The sequence below is a fragment of the Luteimicrobium sp. NPDC057192 genome, assembly GCF_042670205.1.
Taxonomy (GTDB): Bacteria; Actinomycetota; Actinomycetes; order Actinomycetales; family Cellulomonadaceae; genus Luteimicrobium.
Genome location: NZ_JBHUWD010000006.1, coordinates 24,864 through 41,872, shown reverse-complemented (window position 1 = coordinate 41,872; position 17,009 = coordinate 24,864). Strand labels below are relative to the sequence as shown.

Annotated in this window: 14 protein-coding genes; all 14 read right to left on the bottom strand. The window is 73.1% G+C overall.

The window, feature by feature from the left end; all coding sequences use genetic code 11:
• Window positions 1-131: 131 nt before the first annotated feature.
• On the bottom strand, window positions 132-998 hold the full coding sequence (locus tag ACFT5B_RS04835) for an ABC transporter ATP-binding protein (RefSeq protein ID WP_386796849.1): 867 nt from the start codon (window positions 996-998) through the stop codon (window positions 132-134).
• A 1-nt stretch (window position 999) separates the two neighbouring features.
• A complete protein-coding gene (locus ACFT5B_RS04830; protein ID WP_386796848.1) occupies window positions 1,000-1,914 on the bottom strand; it encodes an ABC transporter ATP-binding protein in 915 nt (304 codons plus the stop codon).
• Window positions 1,911-3,032 (bottom strand): ABC transporter permease, encoded by a 1,122-nt coding sequence (locus tag ACFT5B_RS04825; RefSeq protein WP_386796847.1) that lies wholly within the window; start codon window positions 3,030-3,032, stop codon window positions 1,911-1,913. The genes ACFT5B_RS04830 and ACFT5B_RS04825 overlap by 4 nt, the downstream gene beginning before the upstream one ends.
• Entirely contained in the window at window positions 3,025-4,014 is a 990-nt protein-coding gene (locus ACFT5B_RS04820) for an ABC transporter permease (RefSeq protein ID WP_386796846.1), read from the bottom strand. Before ACFT5B_RS04820 ends, ACFT5B_RS04825 begins: the two co-directional genes overlap by 8 nt.
• Before the next feature lie 53 nt (window positions 4,015-4,067).
• Entirely contained in the window at window positions 4,068-5,789 is a 1,722-nt protein-coding gene (locus ACFT5B_RS04815; protein WP_386796845.1) for an ABC transporter substrate-binding protein, read from the bottom strand.
• Between the two features lie 181 nt (window positions 5,790-5,970).
• Entirely contained in the window at window positions 5,971-6,705 is a 735-nt protein-coding gene (locus tag ACFT5B_RS04810) for a copper homeostasis protein CutC (RefSeq protein ID WP_386796947.1), read from the bottom strand.
• Window positions 6,706-6,935: 230 nt separating this feature from the next.
• On the bottom strand, window positions 6,936-8,216 hold the full coding sequence (locus tag ACFT5B_RS04805; RefSeq protein ID WP_386796844.1) for a Cmx/CmrA family chloramphenicol efflux MFS transporter: 1,281 nt from the start codon (window positions 8,214-8,216) through the stop codon (window positions 6,936-6,938).
• Window positions 8,213-8,881 (bottom strand): TetR/AcrR family transcriptional regulator, encoded by a 669-nt coding sequence (locus ACFT5B_RS04800; protein WP_386796843.1) that lies wholly within the window; start codon window positions 8,879-8,881, stop codon window positions 8,213-8,215. The genes ACFT5B_RS04805 and ACFT5B_RS04800 overlap by 4 nt, the downstream gene beginning before the upstream one ends.
• Before the next feature lie 46 nt (window positions 8,882-8,927).
• Window positions 8,928-9,317, bottom strand: coding sequence for a hypothetical protein (locus tag ACFT5B_RS04795; protein ID WP_386796842.1), 390 nt, complete (start codon window positions 9,315-9,317; stop codon window positions 8,928-8,930).
• A gap of 56 nt (window positions 9,318-9,373) precedes the next feature.
• Entirely contained in the window at window positions 9,374-10,474 is a 1,101-nt protein-coding gene (locus ACFT5B_RS04790) for an endonuclease/exonuclease/phosphatase family protein (protein ID WP_386796841.1), read from the bottom strand.
• Window positions 10,475-10,623: 149 nt separating this feature from the next.
• Window positions 10,624-11,658, bottom strand: a complete 1,035-nt coding sequence (locus ACFT5B_RS04785) for a hypothetical protein (protein ID WP_386796840.1) — start codon at window positions 11,656-11,658, stop codon at window positions 10,624-10,626.
• 26 nt (window positions 11,659-11,684) lie between these two features.
• Complete coding sequence (gene purL, locus ACFT5B_RS04780; protein ID WP_386796839.1) at window positions 11,685-14,069, bottom strand: phosphoribosylformylglycinamidine synthase subunit PurL; 2,385 nt, start codon at window positions 14,067-14,069, stop codon at window positions 11,685-11,687.
• A gap of 49 nt (window positions 14,070-14,118) precedes the next feature.
• Window positions 14,119-14,499: a DUF5655 domain-containing protein gene (locus ACFT5B_RS04775; protein WP_386796838.1), complete on the bottom strand. Its 381-nt coding sequence runs from the start codon at window positions 14,497-14,499 to the stop codon at window positions 14,119-14,121.
• Between the two features lie 107 nt (window positions 14,500-14,606).
• Window positions 14,607-16,931, bottom strand: a complete 2,325-nt coding sequence (locus ACFT5B_RS04770) for an amidase family protein (RefSeq protein WP_386796837.1) — start codon at window positions 16,929-16,931, stop codon at window positions 14,607-14,609.
• Between the last annotated feature and the right edge of the window lie 78 nt (window positions 16,932-17,009).

Here is a 17,009-nt window from a genome sequence, read left to right as displayed (position 1 = left end):
CCCCCATCGCGCCCGGCTCGCTCGTCCCGGTCCTCGTCGTCCCCCCGTCGCGCTCGCCCGCCGCGCTCGCCCCGACCCCGGTCGTCCGCGCGCCGCGGACGAGCGCGCGACGCGGACGAGCCCGGGGAGACTCAAAGTCCCTCGCGGGCGAGCTCCGCGCGGACCTCCTCGCGCAGCTTCCCGTGGTTCTCGGGGTTGGGCGCGGCCGCGAGCAGCGTCTTCGTGTAGTCGTGCTGCGGGTCGAGGATCACCTGGTCCGACGGCCCCCGCTCGACGACCTGCCCCCGGTACATGACGAGGATCTCGTCGGAGAAGTGCCGGGCGGTCGCGAGGTCGTGCGTGATGTAGAGGACGCCGAGGTTCTCCTCGCGCTGGAGCCGCGCGAACATGTTGAGCAGCCCGAGGCGGATCGACACGTCGAGCATGGACACGGGCTCGTCGGCGACGAGGAACCGCGCGCCCGGCGCGAGGGCGCGTGCGCTCGCGACGCGTTGCCGCTGCCCGCCGGACAGCTCGTGGGGCCGGCGCGCGGCCAGCTCGCGCGGCGGGTTGAGGTTGACGCGGTCGAGGAGCCGCTCGATCTCGGCCTCGATCGCGTCCCTGCCCTCGGCGCGGTGGTGGATCTTGATGGGCCTCTCGAGGTGGTGCCCGACCGTGTGGAACGGGTTGAGCGACGCGAACGGGTCCTGGAAGACCATCTGCACGTCGTTCCGGTACCGCATGAGGGCGACGCCACGGTTCGCGCTGCGCTCGCCGTCGAGCAGGATCTCGCCCGACGTCGGCTTCTCGAGCTTGGCGATCATGCGCGCGACCGTCGACTTGCCGGAGCCGGACTCTCCGACGAGCGCCACCGTCTTCCCGGGCTCGAGCGTGAACGACACGTGGTCGACGGCCCGGAACTTCGAGCTGCGCATCCCGGAGCGGACCCGGAAGTCCTTGACGAGGTCCCTGACCTCGAGCGCGCCGGAGCGCGACGCGCTCTTCTCGGTGTGCGTCATGTCAGGCCACCCCTCCGGTCTCGCCCGTGCGGATGAACGAGCCCCGGTCGCCCGTGAGGCTCGGGAACGACGACAGCAGGCGGCGCGTGTACTCGTGCTGCGGGCGCTCGTAGAGGTCGGCCGCGGTGCCCAGCTCGACGATCTCGCCCTGGAGCATGACGGCGATCCGGTCGGAGATCTCGAGCAGCAGGGGCAGGTCGTGCGTGATGAAGACGACCGCGAACCCGAACTGCTCGCGCAGCCGCATGATCTCGCGGAGGATGCCGCGCTGGACGACGACGTCGAGCGCCGTCGTCGGCTCGTCCATGATCATCACCTGGGGGCGCAGCGCGAGCGCCATGGCGATCATGACGCGCTGTCGCATGCCGCCCGAGAGCTCGTGGGCGAAGCTGTCGAGGCGGTTCGGGTCCACGCCGACCATGCGCAGGAGCTCCTGCGCCTCGGCGCGCATCTGCTTCTTCGACATCTCGGGGCGGTGGGTCGTGAAGACGTCGAAGAGCTGCCGCTTGACGCTGATCACGGGGTTGAGCGAGTTCATCGCCCCCTGGAAGACCATCGAGATCTTGTCCCAGCGGAACACCCGCAGGCTCTCGCCCGACAGCCCGAGGACGTCGATGTCCGTCCCGGACTCGTCATGGAACGTGACCGAGCCGCTCGCGAGGTCGGCCGGCGGCTTGAGCAGCCGGTTCAGCCCGTACGCGAAGGTCGACTTGCCGCAGCCCGACTCCCCCGCCAGGCCGAGGATCTCGCCGCGGTGCAGGGTCAGGGACACGTTCTTGACGGCGTGGACGGGCGGCTCAACCAGGTAGTCGATCGACACGTCGGTCGCGGTGAGGACCGGCGTCAGGCCCTCCAGGTACGCGTCGTGGGACGGCAGGCTCAGGGGTCCGGCCGCCCGGGTCGCGGTCGCGCTCATGCGCGGGCCTCCTCGGTCGCTGCTGCGGGGCGGTCCTCGCGCTTGCGGGCCTTGCGGACCCGCCGCGTCGCCTTGGGCACGTTGCGCAGCTTGGGGTTGATGATCTCGTCGATGGCGAAGTTCACGAGCGAGAGCCCGCAGCCGAGGAGCGCGATGAGCAGGCCGGGCGGGACGAACCACCACCACGCTCCGAGCGTGAGCGCCGAGCCCTGCTGCGCCTGGTAGAGCATGGTGCCCCAGGTGACGGCGTCCGTCGGGCCGAGGCCGAGGTACGACAGGCCCGCCTCGCCGAGGATCGCGAAGATGACCCCGAAGAGGAACTGCGCCGCCACGAGGGGAAGCAGGTTGGGCAGGATCTCGACCGCGATGATCCGGCGCGACCTCTCGCCCGCGACCCGCGCCGTGAGCACGTAGTCGCGCATCCGCAGCGACCTCGCCTGCGTCCGCAGCACGATCGCCGACCCCGTCCATGCGGTCAGGCCCAGCACCCCCGCCACCAGCCACATCGACCGGCTCGAGGAGTAGGCCGCGAGGACGATCGTCAGGGGCAGCGCCGGGATGACGAGCATGATGTTCGTGATGAGCGACAGCGTCTCGTCGGTCCAGCCGCCCAGGTAGCCGGCGAAGATGCCGAAGATCACCGAGAGCACTAGCGCGATCACGCCGACCGTGACACCGATGAGCAGCGAGCCGCGCGCACCGTGCGCGAGCTGCGCCCAGATGTCGTTGCCGATCGCGCTCGTCCCGAGCAGGTGGCCCTGCTCGCCCGGCTCGAGGAGCCCGTCGTAGTCGGTGCTGTTGGGGTCGAGCGTGAAGAACGGCACGATGATCGCGAACAGCACGATCAGGCCGGTGATGACGAGCCCCACGACGAGCTTGGGCGACCACGACGGCATGAGGTCGCGCCGGCGCGCGCGGGGCCGCTCGACCGTTGCGGGCTCGCCCGTCACGGCCGCGACGAGCGAGCCGTCGCCGACGTCCTCGGCGTCGCCGACCCCGGGCGCGAGGTCGGGCGCCAGCCCGTCGACGACGACGTCGGCCGCGTCGACCGTGGTCGCGGCGCCGGTGACCAGGTGTGCTTCGCGGACGTCCTCGCCCGTCGTCTCGTGCTCAGCCATGGTGACGCGTCCTCGGGTCGATGTAGCCGTAGATGAGGTCCATGAGGAAGTTCACGACGAGCACGGCGACCGTCGTGAGCAGGAAGACCCCCTGCATGAGGGCGTAGTCCGCGTTGCTGACGGCGGTGATCATGAGCTTGCCGATGCCGGGGTAGCTGAAGACCTGCTCCATGACGAGCGACCCGGACACGACGAACGCCAGCGCGACCGCGAACCCGGCGAACGACGGGAGGGCCGCGTTGCGCACCGCGTACACCCACAGCACCCGGCGGGGGCGCAGGCCCTTGGCCTCCGCGGTCACGATGTAGTCCTCCGCCAGGGTCGAGACCATCATGTTGCGCATCCCGACGAGCCAGCCGCCGACCGCGCTCAGGATGATCGTCAGCGCGGGCAGCACCGCGTGCTGGAACACGTCGACCATCGACGCCCACGTCCACTCGGGATGGTCGTACTTCTGCACGTCCCACCCCCACGAGATCGGTGCGAGGCCGAGCTTCATGCCGAGGAAGTAGACGAGAAGGATCGCGAGCCAGAAGTACGGCACCGACTGCAGGAGGGCCGTGAAGGGGATCACGTGGTCCCACGCGCTGCCGCGCTTCCAGCCGATCCACGCGCCGCCGACGATGCCGATCGCGAACGCGATGATGGTCGCCGCACCGACGAGGCACAGCGTCCACGGCAGGGCGTCCTTGATGAGGTCCCACACCGGCTCCGGATACTTCGACACCGAGATGCCGAGGTCGCCGTGGACGATGTTGTCCAGGTACGCCCAGTACTGGTTCCAGAGCGGCTCGTCGGAGCCGCCGAGGATGAGCTCGACGTTCTTCTGCACCGCCGGGGTCACGTCGCCGTTGCGGGCGAGCTTCCCCAGCAGGATCTGCGCGGGGTCGCCCGGCAGCATCCGCGGGATGAAGAAGTTCAGGGAGACAGCGGCCCAGAGGGTGATCGCGTAGAACGCCACCCGCCGCCCGTAGTACTTCATGGTTCGGTTCTTCCCGTCGTCGTCGAGCTCATCCTCGGTAGGCCCTGGTCAGGTCAGCTGAGCGGGACGAGGTTCGCGAGGATCACGCCCGAGGAGACCGAGCCCCACGACGGCGGGAACATGCACAGGTCGTCCTTCGTGGGCCAGCCGGAGAAGTCCTTCTGGTTGAAGAACGTCTGGGTCGCGTTGATGATCACCGGGATGTACGGCAGGTCGTCCACGATGTTCTTCTGGATGACCGCGTACTGCTCCTTGCGCTTCGCCTCGTCGTTCGTGGACGCGGCGGCCTTGACCGCGGCGTCGACGTCGCTGTTGGAGTAGCGCGAGAAGTTCCACGTGCTCGCCTTGAGCGGCGTGCCGACCTTGGTCGTCGAGAAGCCGGCGAACCAGTCCTTGTAGATCTGGAACGGGTCGGCGACCGAGGTGCCGACGACGCCGCCCATGAGGAGCTCGTACTTGCCCGACCCGCGGGCGTCGAAGTACTCCTGCTCGGAGATCGTGCTCGCGGTGATCTTGATGCCCGCGGCCTTGGCCTCGGAGGCGATGAGCTCGGCGGCCTGGTTGTAGTCGGTCCAGCCGCTCGGGGACTTGAGGGTCAGGCTGACCGTCTTGCCGTCCTTGGCGTAGAAGCCGTCCGCGCCCTTGGTGTAGCCGGCGTCCTCGAGGATCTTCGCGGCGGCCGCGGCGTCGGCCGACTGCGGCGACTCCTTCCAGGCGTCGTTCGTGATCCACGTGTCGTCGCGGCCGAGCAGCGCGAACGTCGGCGAGACGACGGCGCCGAGCCCCTTGAAGGCCTTGTCGTTGATCTGCTTGCGGTCGATCGCGACGTTGAGCGCCTGGCGCACGGCCTTGTCGGTCTGCGCGCCGGTGCAGCCCTGGTCGGCGTTGGAGCAGGTGTAGATGGTCGTCGGGTCCTGCGGCGTGTTGATGTAGCCGATGCCGAGCGCGGTGACCGCGTCGACGTCGGGCACGAACATGCCGGTCCAGTCGATCTTGCCCTGCTTGACGAGGTCCTCGGCGTTCTGGTTGCCGTCGAGCCCGACGTAGCGCACGGTCTTGACCGCGGGCTTGCCCTGGGCGGCGTCGCGGAAGTGGGGGTTCGCGACGACGGTGTACGCCTGCGAGGACACGGAGCCCTTCTTGAGGATGTACGGGCCCGTGCCGATGGGGTCGTCGTTGGTGAACTTCGCCGGGTCCTTGACGTCCTTCCAGATGTGCTCCGGGATGATGAACGTCGTGCCCAGCAGGGAGAACTCGTTGGTGAACTGGGGGCTGTCGAACTTCAGGACGACGGTGGTGTCGTCGGTGGCCTCGGCCGACGTGATGTACGCGGGCTTCGAGAACGCGTAGTTGTACGTGTAGGCGACGTCCTTCGCGGTGAAGGGCTCGCCGTCGCTCCACGTGACGCCCGACTTCACCTTGATGGTCAGCGACGTGCCGTCCGCGCTGAACTCGTACGACTCGCCGAGCAGCGGCGTCGGGTCGCCCGAGCCCGCCTTGTTGAACGCGAAGAGGGGCTCGTAGATCGGGCCCATCGCGGCGTGCAGGACGTTCGGCGAGAACGGGTTGAAGTTCGACACGATGGGCGTCATCGACCCCGCCCAGACGTTGAGCACCCGGGTCGAGCTCGCGACCCCTGTCGGCTTCTCGGTGCCGGCCTTGGTGGACGTCTCCGCACCCTTGCTGCCACCGCCGCACCCCGCGAGCAGCAGGCTGACGCCCGACGCCAGCGCGACCGCGGCGACGACGCTCTTGTGCCTCGTGCTTCGGATCATCGTTGGTCCTTTCCCTGGAGGACGGCGACGCCCGTGCGCCCCTGCGCCCGCGCCTCGACCGTGAGGTGTGCAGGGACACTAACAAAGGCTTCGCTGTGTCGACCCCGATAGATCAGGAAAGTTACCTAACTGATACAGCGCGGCAACGCGAGAGCCCGTCCGGGCCGGTTCGAAGCGGCGCTCAGTCGGTCGCGAGAGCGGCGTCGAGGGCGTCGCGCGCCGCGAGCACCAGTCCCGCGTCCGTCACCTCGTACTCGCTCGCACCACCCGGTCCGGCGGCATCCTGGACGAGCGTCTTCGCGGACAGGTGCACCGCATCGACCCCCGCACCGACGAGCGCCGCGACGTCCGCGACGCGCACGCCCCCGCCCGCCTGCACCTGCAGCGGCAGCGAGCCGTCGTGGACGTGCTGCACGCACCGGCGCAGCTGCTCGAGACCGTCGATGCTGCGCGCCTCGCCGCCCGACGTCAGGACGCGCGCCACCCCCAGGGCGGCGAGCGTGTCGAGCGCCCGGAGGACGTCGGGGACGGCGTCGAGCGCGCGGTGGAACGTGACCTCTCGACCCTCCGCGGCCGCGACGAGCGCGCGCACCGCCTCGACGTCGACCCGGCCGTCCGCCGTCAGCGCCCCGACGACGACGCCGTGCGCCCCCGCGTCCACGACGGCCCGGACGTCGGCGACCATGACGTCGAGCTCGGTCCGGTCGTAGGCGAAGCCGCCCGCGCGCGGCCGGATCAGGGGGTGGACCTCGATCGGCTCGTGGTCGGTGAAGTCCTCCGCGACGGCGAGCGCCACGTCCACGAGCCCGACGCTGGGCGTGAGCCCGCCCGTCGCACCGAGCGCCACGCACAGCTCGACGCGCTGGGCGCCGGCTGCCCGGGCGGTGCGCACCCCGGCGACGTCCTGGACGGCGATCTCGAGGGCGACGTGCCCGCTGCCGGAGGGCCGGCCGTCGTCACGAGGGCTACGGGGAAAGGGGGGGCGCGCGGCGTCGTCGGTCACGGCACGAGGCTAGCGCCCCGGCCGTCCCCTCACCGGGCACGACGGCCGCCGGCGGCCGAGTGCCTCCCGGCGTGGCCCCAGGCACAGCATGCGCCGCGCCGCCGCCGGCGCCCCCGGGGGGACGAGCCAGCCCGGCGGGCCGCTCAGTCGGCGCAGCACGCCTCGGCCGGGACCTGCACCACGGACGCGACCGACGGTGCGGCGCGGCGCACCCGTATCCCCTCGCGCCGGATGACGACGAGCGTCGTCGCGAGGGCGCCCACCGCGAGCACGACGCCGACGAGCAGGGGCGCCCGGTAGCCGAGACCGAGGGCGATCACCGCGCCCCCGAGCGCGGGCCCGGCGGCGTTCCCGATGTTGAACGCCGCCGTGTTCATGCTGGCCGCGAGGGTGGGCGCGTCGGCGGCGATCTGGAAGACGCGGGCGTTGAGCGCGCCCGCGATCGAGAACGCCGACATCCCGACGAGCAGGACCGCCCCGATCGCCGCCCACGGCACCGACGCCACCGCCGCGAGCAGCAGCAGGCTCCCCGCGGTCGCGACGAGCGAGCCCAGCAGGTTGCCGAACAGGTTCCGGTCCGCGATCCGTCCGCCCGCGGTGACGCCGACGAACGCGCCGACCCCGAACCCGACGAGCGCGAGCGGCACCGCGTCGGGGTCGAGACCCGCGACCTTCGTGAGCAGCGGCGAGAAGTACGAGAACGCGGCGAACACGGACGCCTGGAAGAGGGCCGTCGTCGCGAGCGCGAGCCAGATCCGCCCAGTACGGAAGACGCCGAGCTCGCGGGCGAGGAGGTCCCGAGTCCGGGTCGGCGCCGTCGGCTCGGCCACGCCCTCGGCCGGGCGCCGGTCGCGCACCGTGACGGCGACGAGGACGGCCGCGAGCGCCGTCACGACGGCGATCACCCAGAACGCGGCGCGCCAGCCGTACTGCTCCCCCAGCCACGCACCGCCGGGCACGCCGACGAGGTTGGCGATCGTCAGGCCGCCGACGAGCGAGGCGAGCGACCGCCCGACGGCCTCGGGCGGGCTCGCGCGGTGCGCGTGCACGGCCGCGACGGCCCAGTAGCCGCCGCACGCGACGGCCGCGACGACGCGCGAGGCGAGCAGCGCGCCGTACCCCGGGGCGAGCGCGCCGAGCACGTGGGCGCCCGCGAACACGACGGTCATGAGGACGAGCGTCGAGCGGGTCGGCAGACGCAGCGTCAGGACCGCCATCGCGGGCGCGCCGACGACCATCCCTCCGGCGAACGCTGTGATGAGCAGGCCCGCCTGCGGGATGCTGACGTCGAGGTCGTCGGCGATCTGCTCGAGCAGGCCGGCGATCATGAACTCGCTGGTCCCGAGGCAGAACGTGACCGCCGCGAGCAGCAGCACGACTCCGGGGACGCGGACGCGCCCGGGAACTGCGGCCGCCGCGCTCACGCCTGGACCTCCGCGCCCGCGGCCGTGGCGGGCTCCGGCGCCGCGACGCAGGCCGGGGCCGCAGCGAGGGCCGCGCGGCCGGCGTCGGTGCTGAGGGCGTCGAGGAAGGCGTCGAGCTGCGCGCGCACCTCGTCGGGGGTGGCGACGCGGGCCGCGACCCGCAGCCCGGCGAGCGTCGTGTGGACGAGCGGGCCGAACGTCTCGGGGTCGACGTCCGGCCGCACGTGGCCTTCGTCCCGTCCGCGGGCGAGGATCCGCGCGTAGGCGTCGATCCAGGCACCGCGGTCGGCGTCGAGCAGCGCAGTGACGCCGTCAAGGCTGCGACCGAGCTCGACCGTGGTGTTCACGGAGAGGCAGCCGGGGCGGTCGTCGCGCGCGCACTGGTCGCCGAGGGCGTCCGTGAAGCGGCGGCGCAGCACGACCGGCGAGGGCTCCCGGCTGGCGACGAGCGTCTCCCGCTCCTCCGTCCCCCGACCGGTGTAGCGGGCGAGGGCCCGTTCGAAGAGGGCGTCCTTGCTGGTGAAGGTGCTGTAGAAGCTGGACCGGGCGATGCCGGCGCGCTCGCACAGCCCCACCGCGTCGGTCCCCGCGTAGCCGTGCTCGGTGAACTCCGCGATGGCGGCGTCCACGACGGCGTCCTCGTCGAACTCTCGTCTCCTGGGCATGCGCCCACGCTAGGCGTTTTGGACAGTGCTGTCCAGAACGGCGCGGCTACCAGCTCCAGCCGCGCGACGAGAGCTCGAGCTCTTCGTGGAGGCGCGCCTCCTGCGCACGGGGCGCCGCGGCGTCGAGCGGCGCGGGCGGCTCCACGACGTCCTCGTCGTCGACCCCGGCGAGCCGGCACGCCTCGCGCAGCAGCGAGTCGTACGCGAGCACGGCGGCGCGCCAGTGGTGCGCTCGCGCGTACAGGGCGGGGTCCGCCTCGATCCGCCGCACCTCCGCGGCGGCGAGCGCGAGACGGAGCTGGACGTCGAGCGTGACGAGCGGGTCGACCTCGACCGCGGCGACCTCGACCCGGCCGGCGTCCGCGTCGCGGCCGCGCGCGTCGTCGTGCCGGCGGCGACCCGTCACGCGCCGCCAGAGGTCGTGCATGGTGCTCATCGCGACCGCCTTCGGTCTGGCCCTCCCTCGAGTCTAGGAGCCGTTTGTGACGTGCGTCACCTGCTGGCGGGAACCAGGCCGACCGTGGCGAGGAGCGCCGCGTGGTCCGACCCGGGCACGCGGACGGTCCGGACCTCGGTGACCGTGTCGGACCGGTCCACGAGCACGTGGTCGATACCGACGAGCGGCGGGAACACGCGGTTCGTCGGCCAGGTCAGCGTGGCGTGGCCGCCCCGGTCGGCGGCGTCCGCGAACCGGTCGCCCAGCACGTCGCGGAACCCGGAGTGGTCGCGGGTCGCGTTGAAGTCGCCGAGCGCGACCTGCGCCGTGGGGTCGCCCGCGAGCCGGTCGCGCACCACCCGCAGGTCGGACGCCCAGATCGACGTCGAGCCCACCGAGGGCGGCACGGTGTGCACCGCGGTGACGCGGACGGGCACCCCCGAGCCCGCCGCCAGGGTCGCCGACGGCATCGCGAACCACGTGGACTCCCCCGCGTCCGCATCCGTGAGCGGCAAGGCCGACCAGAGACCCGTCCCCCGGTTCCCCGGCCCCACGGACCCGGTCACCCGGTACGGCAGGGCGTCGTCGAGGCCCGCGGCGTGCAGCCGCGCCAGGAGACCGTCGCTCAGCTCCTCGACGGCGAGGACCTGGACCCCCTCCTCGCGCACCGTCCGGACCATCGCGTCCGCGTCGGCACGTCCCACGAACGCGTTGACCGTCATGACCCGCAGCTCTGGCGTCGCGCCCGCGCTCCCGGCATCGGTGCTCCCCGTGGCCAACGGCGCCCACCACACGGCCTGCACCGCGACCACCACGCCGGCCACCGCCGACACGACGAGCAGCGTCCGCCGGGCCGCGCCCGCCCGCCGCACCACGGCCAGCGCCACGACCAGCCCGGTGAGCCCCACGAGCAACGCCCACGCGCCGAACCACGGCGCGACGCTCACGAGCTGCGCGAACGGGGTCCGGCGGTCGTAGCCGACGCCGCGCGCGAGGGTCACGGCGACGGCGGGAGCCAGGAGCAGCGCGAGCACGACGGCGACCGCGAGCGACGCAGTGGACCCGCGGCGGGCGCGGCGAGCATGGTCGGCGTCGGAGGCGCGGTCGGTGTCGGAGGTGCGGCGAGCGTCGTCGGGCGCTGCGGGGACCAGATCCATGGCGGGAGCCTAGGCCCCGCACGGGGCCGCCCACGCCCCGCGCCAACCCGATCTCAGAGCCCGCCCACCACCTCCGCCGAACCTCCGTGGTGCCGCGCGAGGGGCAGGAAGATCTCGTCGACGATCGACCGGATCCGCGCGGTGACGCCTCAGGTGCCGGCGAGGCGGGTGAGGGTCGGCAGGTTCTGCGGTGTCGCGACGAGCGGCACGTCGAGCAGGCGGCGCGCGCACGCACGGACGAGCACGTCGACGCGCTCCTGGGCGCCCGACGCGCGGGTCTCGGCGGCGTCGAGCGTGACCGGCACCGTGAGCATCTCCGCCCACTGCTCCGGCTCGGCCTGCTGCTCGTCGGCAGTGTCGGGGCGCTGCAGCTCGAGGGCGACCAGCCCGACCGACGCGGCGCGCGCCTCGGCGCCGAGGACGTCGGGGCCGAGCGCGACGAAGAGCCGTTCCGCCGCAGCGCTGCCGGCCGAGAACCAGCTCCCGGGCGCGTCGAGGATCCCGCGCACCGCGCCCGCGTCCGTCGGGTCGGTGAGGGCGTCCGGGACGGGGTCGAGGTTCGACGCGTCGACGTCGAGCCACGGCTCCTCCGGGTCGGTGATCCCGGCCCAGGCCCGCTCGGGCTTGCGGCCCGCGAGGCTCGGCCACGCCTTGAGCGCGTCCTTGTCGAGGTCGGTCGGCGACAGCTCGGCGCGGCGCGGCGGGCGTGGCGCGCGGAGCTCGGCGCCCCGCTCGAAACGCGCGCGGTCGCGCACGCGCAGGAGCCGGACCCCGAGCGGGACGGCGTCCGTCGTGAACGCCAGGACGGGGTCGGCGAGCGGGACGCCGGTCGTGTACGAGCGGATCGCCGCCGGGTCGGCGGCCACCCGGGCGACGGCGTCGGCCCCGCTCGCGACGACCGCGTCGACGACCCGGCCGAACCGCAGCCGCGCGAACGGACGGTCGGCGCCTGCGAAGGCCCCCGGACCGATCTCGCGGGCGTGGGCCTCGGTCCCGAGCAGCCGGTAGGCGTGCCCGAGCTGCTCGGACGCCGCCTCGAGGAACGCGGGCGGCGACGTCACGACGGCGTCCTCCCAGCGCGCGACGGCGTCGGGGGTCAGCCGCCCGCCGAGCGGCGCGAGCGCCTCCCACAGCTCGTCCCACGACGACGGATCGGCGGCGCGCCGCCTCCCGAACAACCCCATGCCGGCCTCCTCGCCGCGGGTCGGACTCAGCCGAAGATGGCGGGCAGGGTGCCCTCGAACGCCTCGCGGGCCTCGCTCAGCGGCACGGTGAAGAGCCCGCCGACGACGAGCGACTCCTCCGCGTCCCCGGCGCCCGACTCGGGCTCGGCCGAGCCGACGACGCCCAGCTTGAGGAGCGCGACGCCCCGCGCCGTGCACGCGTCGACGAGCCGCTGCTCCTCGCCGCGCGGCACCGCGACGAGCGCACGGCCGGTGGACTCGGAGAAGAGCGCCTCGAACGAGGTCACGCCGTCGCGCTCGCGCAGCGCGTCCAGCGAGACGCGCGCGCCGACGCCGAAGCGCAGGCTCGCCTCGAGCAGCCCCTGGACGAGCCCTCCCTCGGACAGGTCGTGCGCGGCCTCGACGAACTCGTCGCGCGCGCCCTGGACGAGGACGCCCGCGAGCGCCTTCTCGGCGGCCAGGTCGACCTGCGGCGGCACGCCGCCCAGGTGCGCGTAGGCGACGTCGGCCCACGCGGACCCGTCGAGCTCGGCGCGCGTCGTGCCGAGCAGGTAGATCGTCTCGCCGGGGGTGCGCCAGCCGGACGGCGTCACGCGGGCGACGTCGTCGAGCACGCCCAGCACGCCGACGACGGGGGTCGGGTGGATCGACGAGTCGATCTGGCCGGGCTCGCCCGTGCCGTTGTAGAGCGAGACGTTGCCGCCGGTGACGGGGACGCCGAGCTCGCGGCACGCGTCGGCGAGGCCCTCGATGGCCTCGACGAGCTGCCACATGGAGTCCGGGTCCTCGGGCGAGCCGAAGTTGAGGCAGTCGGTCACCGCGAGCGGGCGCGCGCCCGACGCCGCGACGTTCCGGTACGCCTCGGCGAGCGCGAGCTTCGCGCCCGTGCGCGGGTCGAGCTTGGCGTAGCGGCCGTTCGCGTCGGTTGCGATCGCGACCCCGAGCCCGGTCTCCTCGTCCACGCGGACCACGCCGGCGTCGTCGGGCTGGGCGAGCGCCGTGTTGCCCTGGACGAACCGGTCGTACTGGTGGGTCACCCAGGCCTTGGACGCCAGGTTGGGGCTCGCCAGGAGCTTGAGCGCGGCGCGGCGCAGGTCGTCGCCCGACGCGGGGCGCGGGTAGTGCTGCTTCGCGCTCTCCGAGGAGAGCGTGTCGGCGGCGAGCCCGTCCTGCCAGGCCGGGCGCGCGTACGGGCGCTCGTAGACCGGGCCCTCGTGGGCGACGGTGCGCGGGTCGACGTCGACGATGCGCTCGCCGTGGTGGTCGATCGTGAGGCGGCCGGAGTCGTTGACCTCGCCGACGACCGACGACTCGACGTCCCACTTGCCCGTGATCGCGAGGAACGCGTCGAGCTTGTCGGGCGTGACGACCGCCATCATGCGCTCCTGCGACTCCGACATGAGGATCTCGCCCGCGGTCAGCGTGGGGTCGCGCAGGAGGACGTCGTCGAGCCAGACGTGCATGCCGCCGTCGCCGTTGGACGCGAGCTCGGAGGTGGCGCACGAGATGCCCGCGGCGCCGAGGTCCTGGATGCCCTCGACGACGCCCGCCTGGAACAGCTCCAGGCAGCACTCGATGAGGACCTTCTCCATGAACGGGTCGCCGACCTGGACGCTCGGGCGCTTCGCGGGGACGCCGTCCTCGAACGTCTCGGACGCGAGGATCGACGCGCCGCCGATCCCGTCGCCGCCCGTGCGGGCGCCGAAGAGCACGACCTTGTTGCCGACGCCGGTCGCGTTGGCGAGGTGGATGTCCTCGTGGCGCAGCACGCCCACGCAGAGCGCGTTGACGAGCGGGTTGCCCTGGTACGACGCGTCGAACACGAGCTCGCCACCGATGTTCGGCAGGCCGAGCGAGTTGCCGTAGCCGCCGACGCCGGAGACGACGCCGTGCACGACGCGCGCGGTGTCCGGGTGGGCGACGTCACCGAACCGGAGCTGGTCCATGACCGCCACGGGCCGCGCGCCCATCGAGATGATGTCGCGGACGATGCCGCCGACGCCGGTCGCGGCGCCCTGGTACGGCTCCACGAAGCTCGGGTGGTTGTGCGACTCGACCTTGAAGGTCACGGCCCAGCCGTCGCCGATGTCGACGACGCCCGCGTTCTCGCCGATCCCGACGAGGAGGTGCTCCTTCATCTCGTCGGTCGTGGCCTTGCCGAACTTCGACAGGTGCACCTTGGACGACTTGTAGGAGCAGTGCTCCGACCACATGACGGAGTACATCGCGAGCTCGGCGGCCGTGGGCCGGCGCCCCAGGATGTCGCGGATGCGCTGGTACTCGTCCGGCTTGAGGCCGAGCTCGGCGTACGGCTGCACCTCGTCGGGCGTCGCAGCGGCGCGCTCGACCGTGTCCGTCACGGGAGGGCGAGCGGGCGCGTCGGAGGAAGGGGTCACGGGGGCGGCGGTCATCGGGTCCCTCAGGTGGAGTGGTGGGGTGCGCGACGGCGCAGCTCCGAGTCTACCGGGGACCGAAGACGTGATCTCCACGCCCGACGGCGTACGCCTCGCCGACCCAGCCGGCGAAGGTCTCGTCGAGCTCCGCCGGCTCCGCGACACGGAACTGGTGGACGAAGAGCCGCGACTCGTACGGGGACACGGAGCTGATGCGCGGGTCCTCGACCGGGCGCTGGAGGTCGAGGTAGCCCTTGAGCCCGCGGGCGTCGGGCTTGGCGCCCGCGAAGCCACGGCGGGTGCCCTTGAAGGTGATCGAGCTCTTGCTGACCGAGACCGTGTACGGCCCGCAGGCCGCCACGAGCTCCACGAACGCGTCGAAGAGGGCGAGGGACGCGGCGGGCTTGCCGCGCAGGTGGTCGTCGATGGTCCAGGCGTCGTCGCTCATCTTCGGGACGCTACGGGACCCCGCCGACAGCGGCGACCCGCCCGGGGAGCCCGGGCGGGTCGCCGTGTCCGCTCTGCCGCGGCCTCGCTCGGCCGCGTGGCGCTCGGTCAGTCGCGCACGGGCGATCCCGCCGTCGACAGGGACAGCTCCTGGCCGGCGACCCGGACGGGCGCCGCGACGGCCTCGCTCGTGACCGTCGTCAGACCGGTCAGCGCGATCGACGCGCGGCCCGCGTGGACCGCCTGGAACGTCAGCGTGACGAGGTCCGTGGCGCCCTCGGCGGACGGCGACGAGCCGCGCTTGGTGTGCGTGACCGTGACCGATCCGGCCGCCCGCGCGACGTCGTCGGTGCCGGTCGTGCCGGACTCGACCTTCACGAGGCGCAGGTCCTTGTCGTCGTAGGCGACCGATGCCCGGTAGGCGTACAGGTCGGCGGCGTCCTGGGAGACGGTGACCGTGAAGGTCTCCCCCGTCCGGACCTTCGACGACGCGCTCGTGGTGAGCGCGACGCTCGCGTCCCCGGGGGCGTCGCCGTCCGTGCCGGGGCCCGTCACGACGTCGCCCGCGAGCGCCCCGTACGTCGCGGGCGTCGTCCGGTGGTGGGTCGCCTGCTCGTACGCGTACGCGAGGCCGAGGAGCGGGCCCTCGTCGAACTTCCGGCCGAGGAGCTCGAGGTTGACCCCCGCGCCCGCGACCGCGGCGGTCCCGTCGAGCGCCGCGTCGGACTGCCCCATCGGCAGGGTGACCGCCGGCATGCCCGTGTTGGGGCTGAGCCGCAGGTTGGTGCCCTGGGTCGTGTACTGGCCGGTCGTCGGGTAGACGAGGGCGTCGACGTGCGCCGCGTCGAGGTCCGCGGTGAGGGTCTGGTTGCTCTTCCGGATGTCCGCGGTGTGCTGCGTCGTCCACGCCTGGTACTGGGCGTCGGTGACGTTGTTGCGGCTCTTGTACTGGGCCGAGTAGTACGGGTCGACGAGGTTGTCGGCGACGAGGTCGGCGAGCGTCTTGTAGGGCACCCCGGCGCCGGCGTGCTGCGTGAGGTAGACGTCGAGGTTGGCCTTGAACTCGTTGGTGCTGCCGCTGGAGATGCCGCCGATGGTCGCGACGTCGGCGGCCGCCGTGGGCGTGGCCGGGTCCGCGGACAGGTCGACGACGGTCGCACCCTGCGCCTCGAGGTCCGCGACGGCCCGGTCGAACAGGCGCTTCACGGTCGCGTTGGTGCCAACGGTCGACGGCAGGTAGCCGAACCGCGCACCCTTCAGCGCGTTCGGGTCGAGGTACGACGTGTATGACGCGGGGACCTTGCCGGCCTGCGCCGCGGTGGCGGCGTCGTTCGCGTCGGCCCCGACGACCGCGTCGAGCGCGATCGCGGCGTCCGAGACGGAGCGGGCGAGCGGGCCGCCCGTGTCCTGCGTGAGCGCGAGCGGGACGATGCCGTCGCGGCTCGTGAGGCCGACGGTCGGCCGGACGCCGACGAGCTGGTTGTAGCTGGAGGGGTCCCGGATCGAGCCGCCGGTGTCGGTGCCGAAGCCGATCGTGGCCAGGTTCGCGGCGATCGACGCGCCTGTGCCGCCGCTCGAGCCACCCGCGGTCTTCGTCAGGTTGTACGGGCTGTAGACCTTGATCGCGGCGCCCATCGTGCCGTCCGCCTTGCGCGTGCCGAGCGAGTACTCGGAGCTGAAGCCCGTCGCGAACTCGTCGAGGCTCGCCTTCCCGAGCACCACGGCGCCCGCGTCGCGCAGGCCCGTGACCATGAACGCGTCGTCCGCGGTCTGGTTGGCGCGCAGGCACTCGCAGCCCGCGGTCGTCGGCATGTCGACGGTGTCGTAGTTGTCCTTGAGGACGACGGGGATGCCGTCGAGCATGCCGCGCGACGTCCCGGCGGCGCGGCGCGCGTCGCTCGCGGCAGCCTGGGCCAGGGCGTCCGGGGCCGTCGTGAGGATCGAGTTGAGGCCGTGGTCGGTGCCGCCCGCGGGCGTGTGGTCGTAGGCCGCGATCCGGTCCAGGTAGTCCTTCGTGAGCTGCACGGACGTCACGACGCCAGCGGCGAGGGCCGCCTGGATGTCGACGGCGCTCGCCTCGACCAGGTCGAACGTGCCGTCGTCGTAGAGCTCGCGCTGCGCGAGGGCGGCGACGTCCGCCACGGTGATGGCGCCGTCCCCGTCGAGGTCCGCGGCAGCGACCGCCGACCAGCCCGCCGCGCCCTTCCGGGTGCCGAGCGCCTTCTCGAGCAGGGCGACGTCGGCGTCGGTGACGCGGTCGTCGCCCGTGAGGTCGGCCTCGGTGTAGTACGGCGCGAGGTAGGTCCCCGCGCTCGCCGTGCCCGGACGGCCCTCCGGGGCCGCGGACGCCGGCGCCGCGGCCAGTGCCGCCCCGGTCAGACCGAGCACGACCGCCGGTGCCGCCCAGGCGGCGTGCCTGCTGTGGAGACGCATCCGTTCCTCCTCACCGCCGGCGCGCGGAGCCCGCCCCGGAGGAGGTCCGGGGACGGGCGCGCCGGTCGTGGGAAGGCT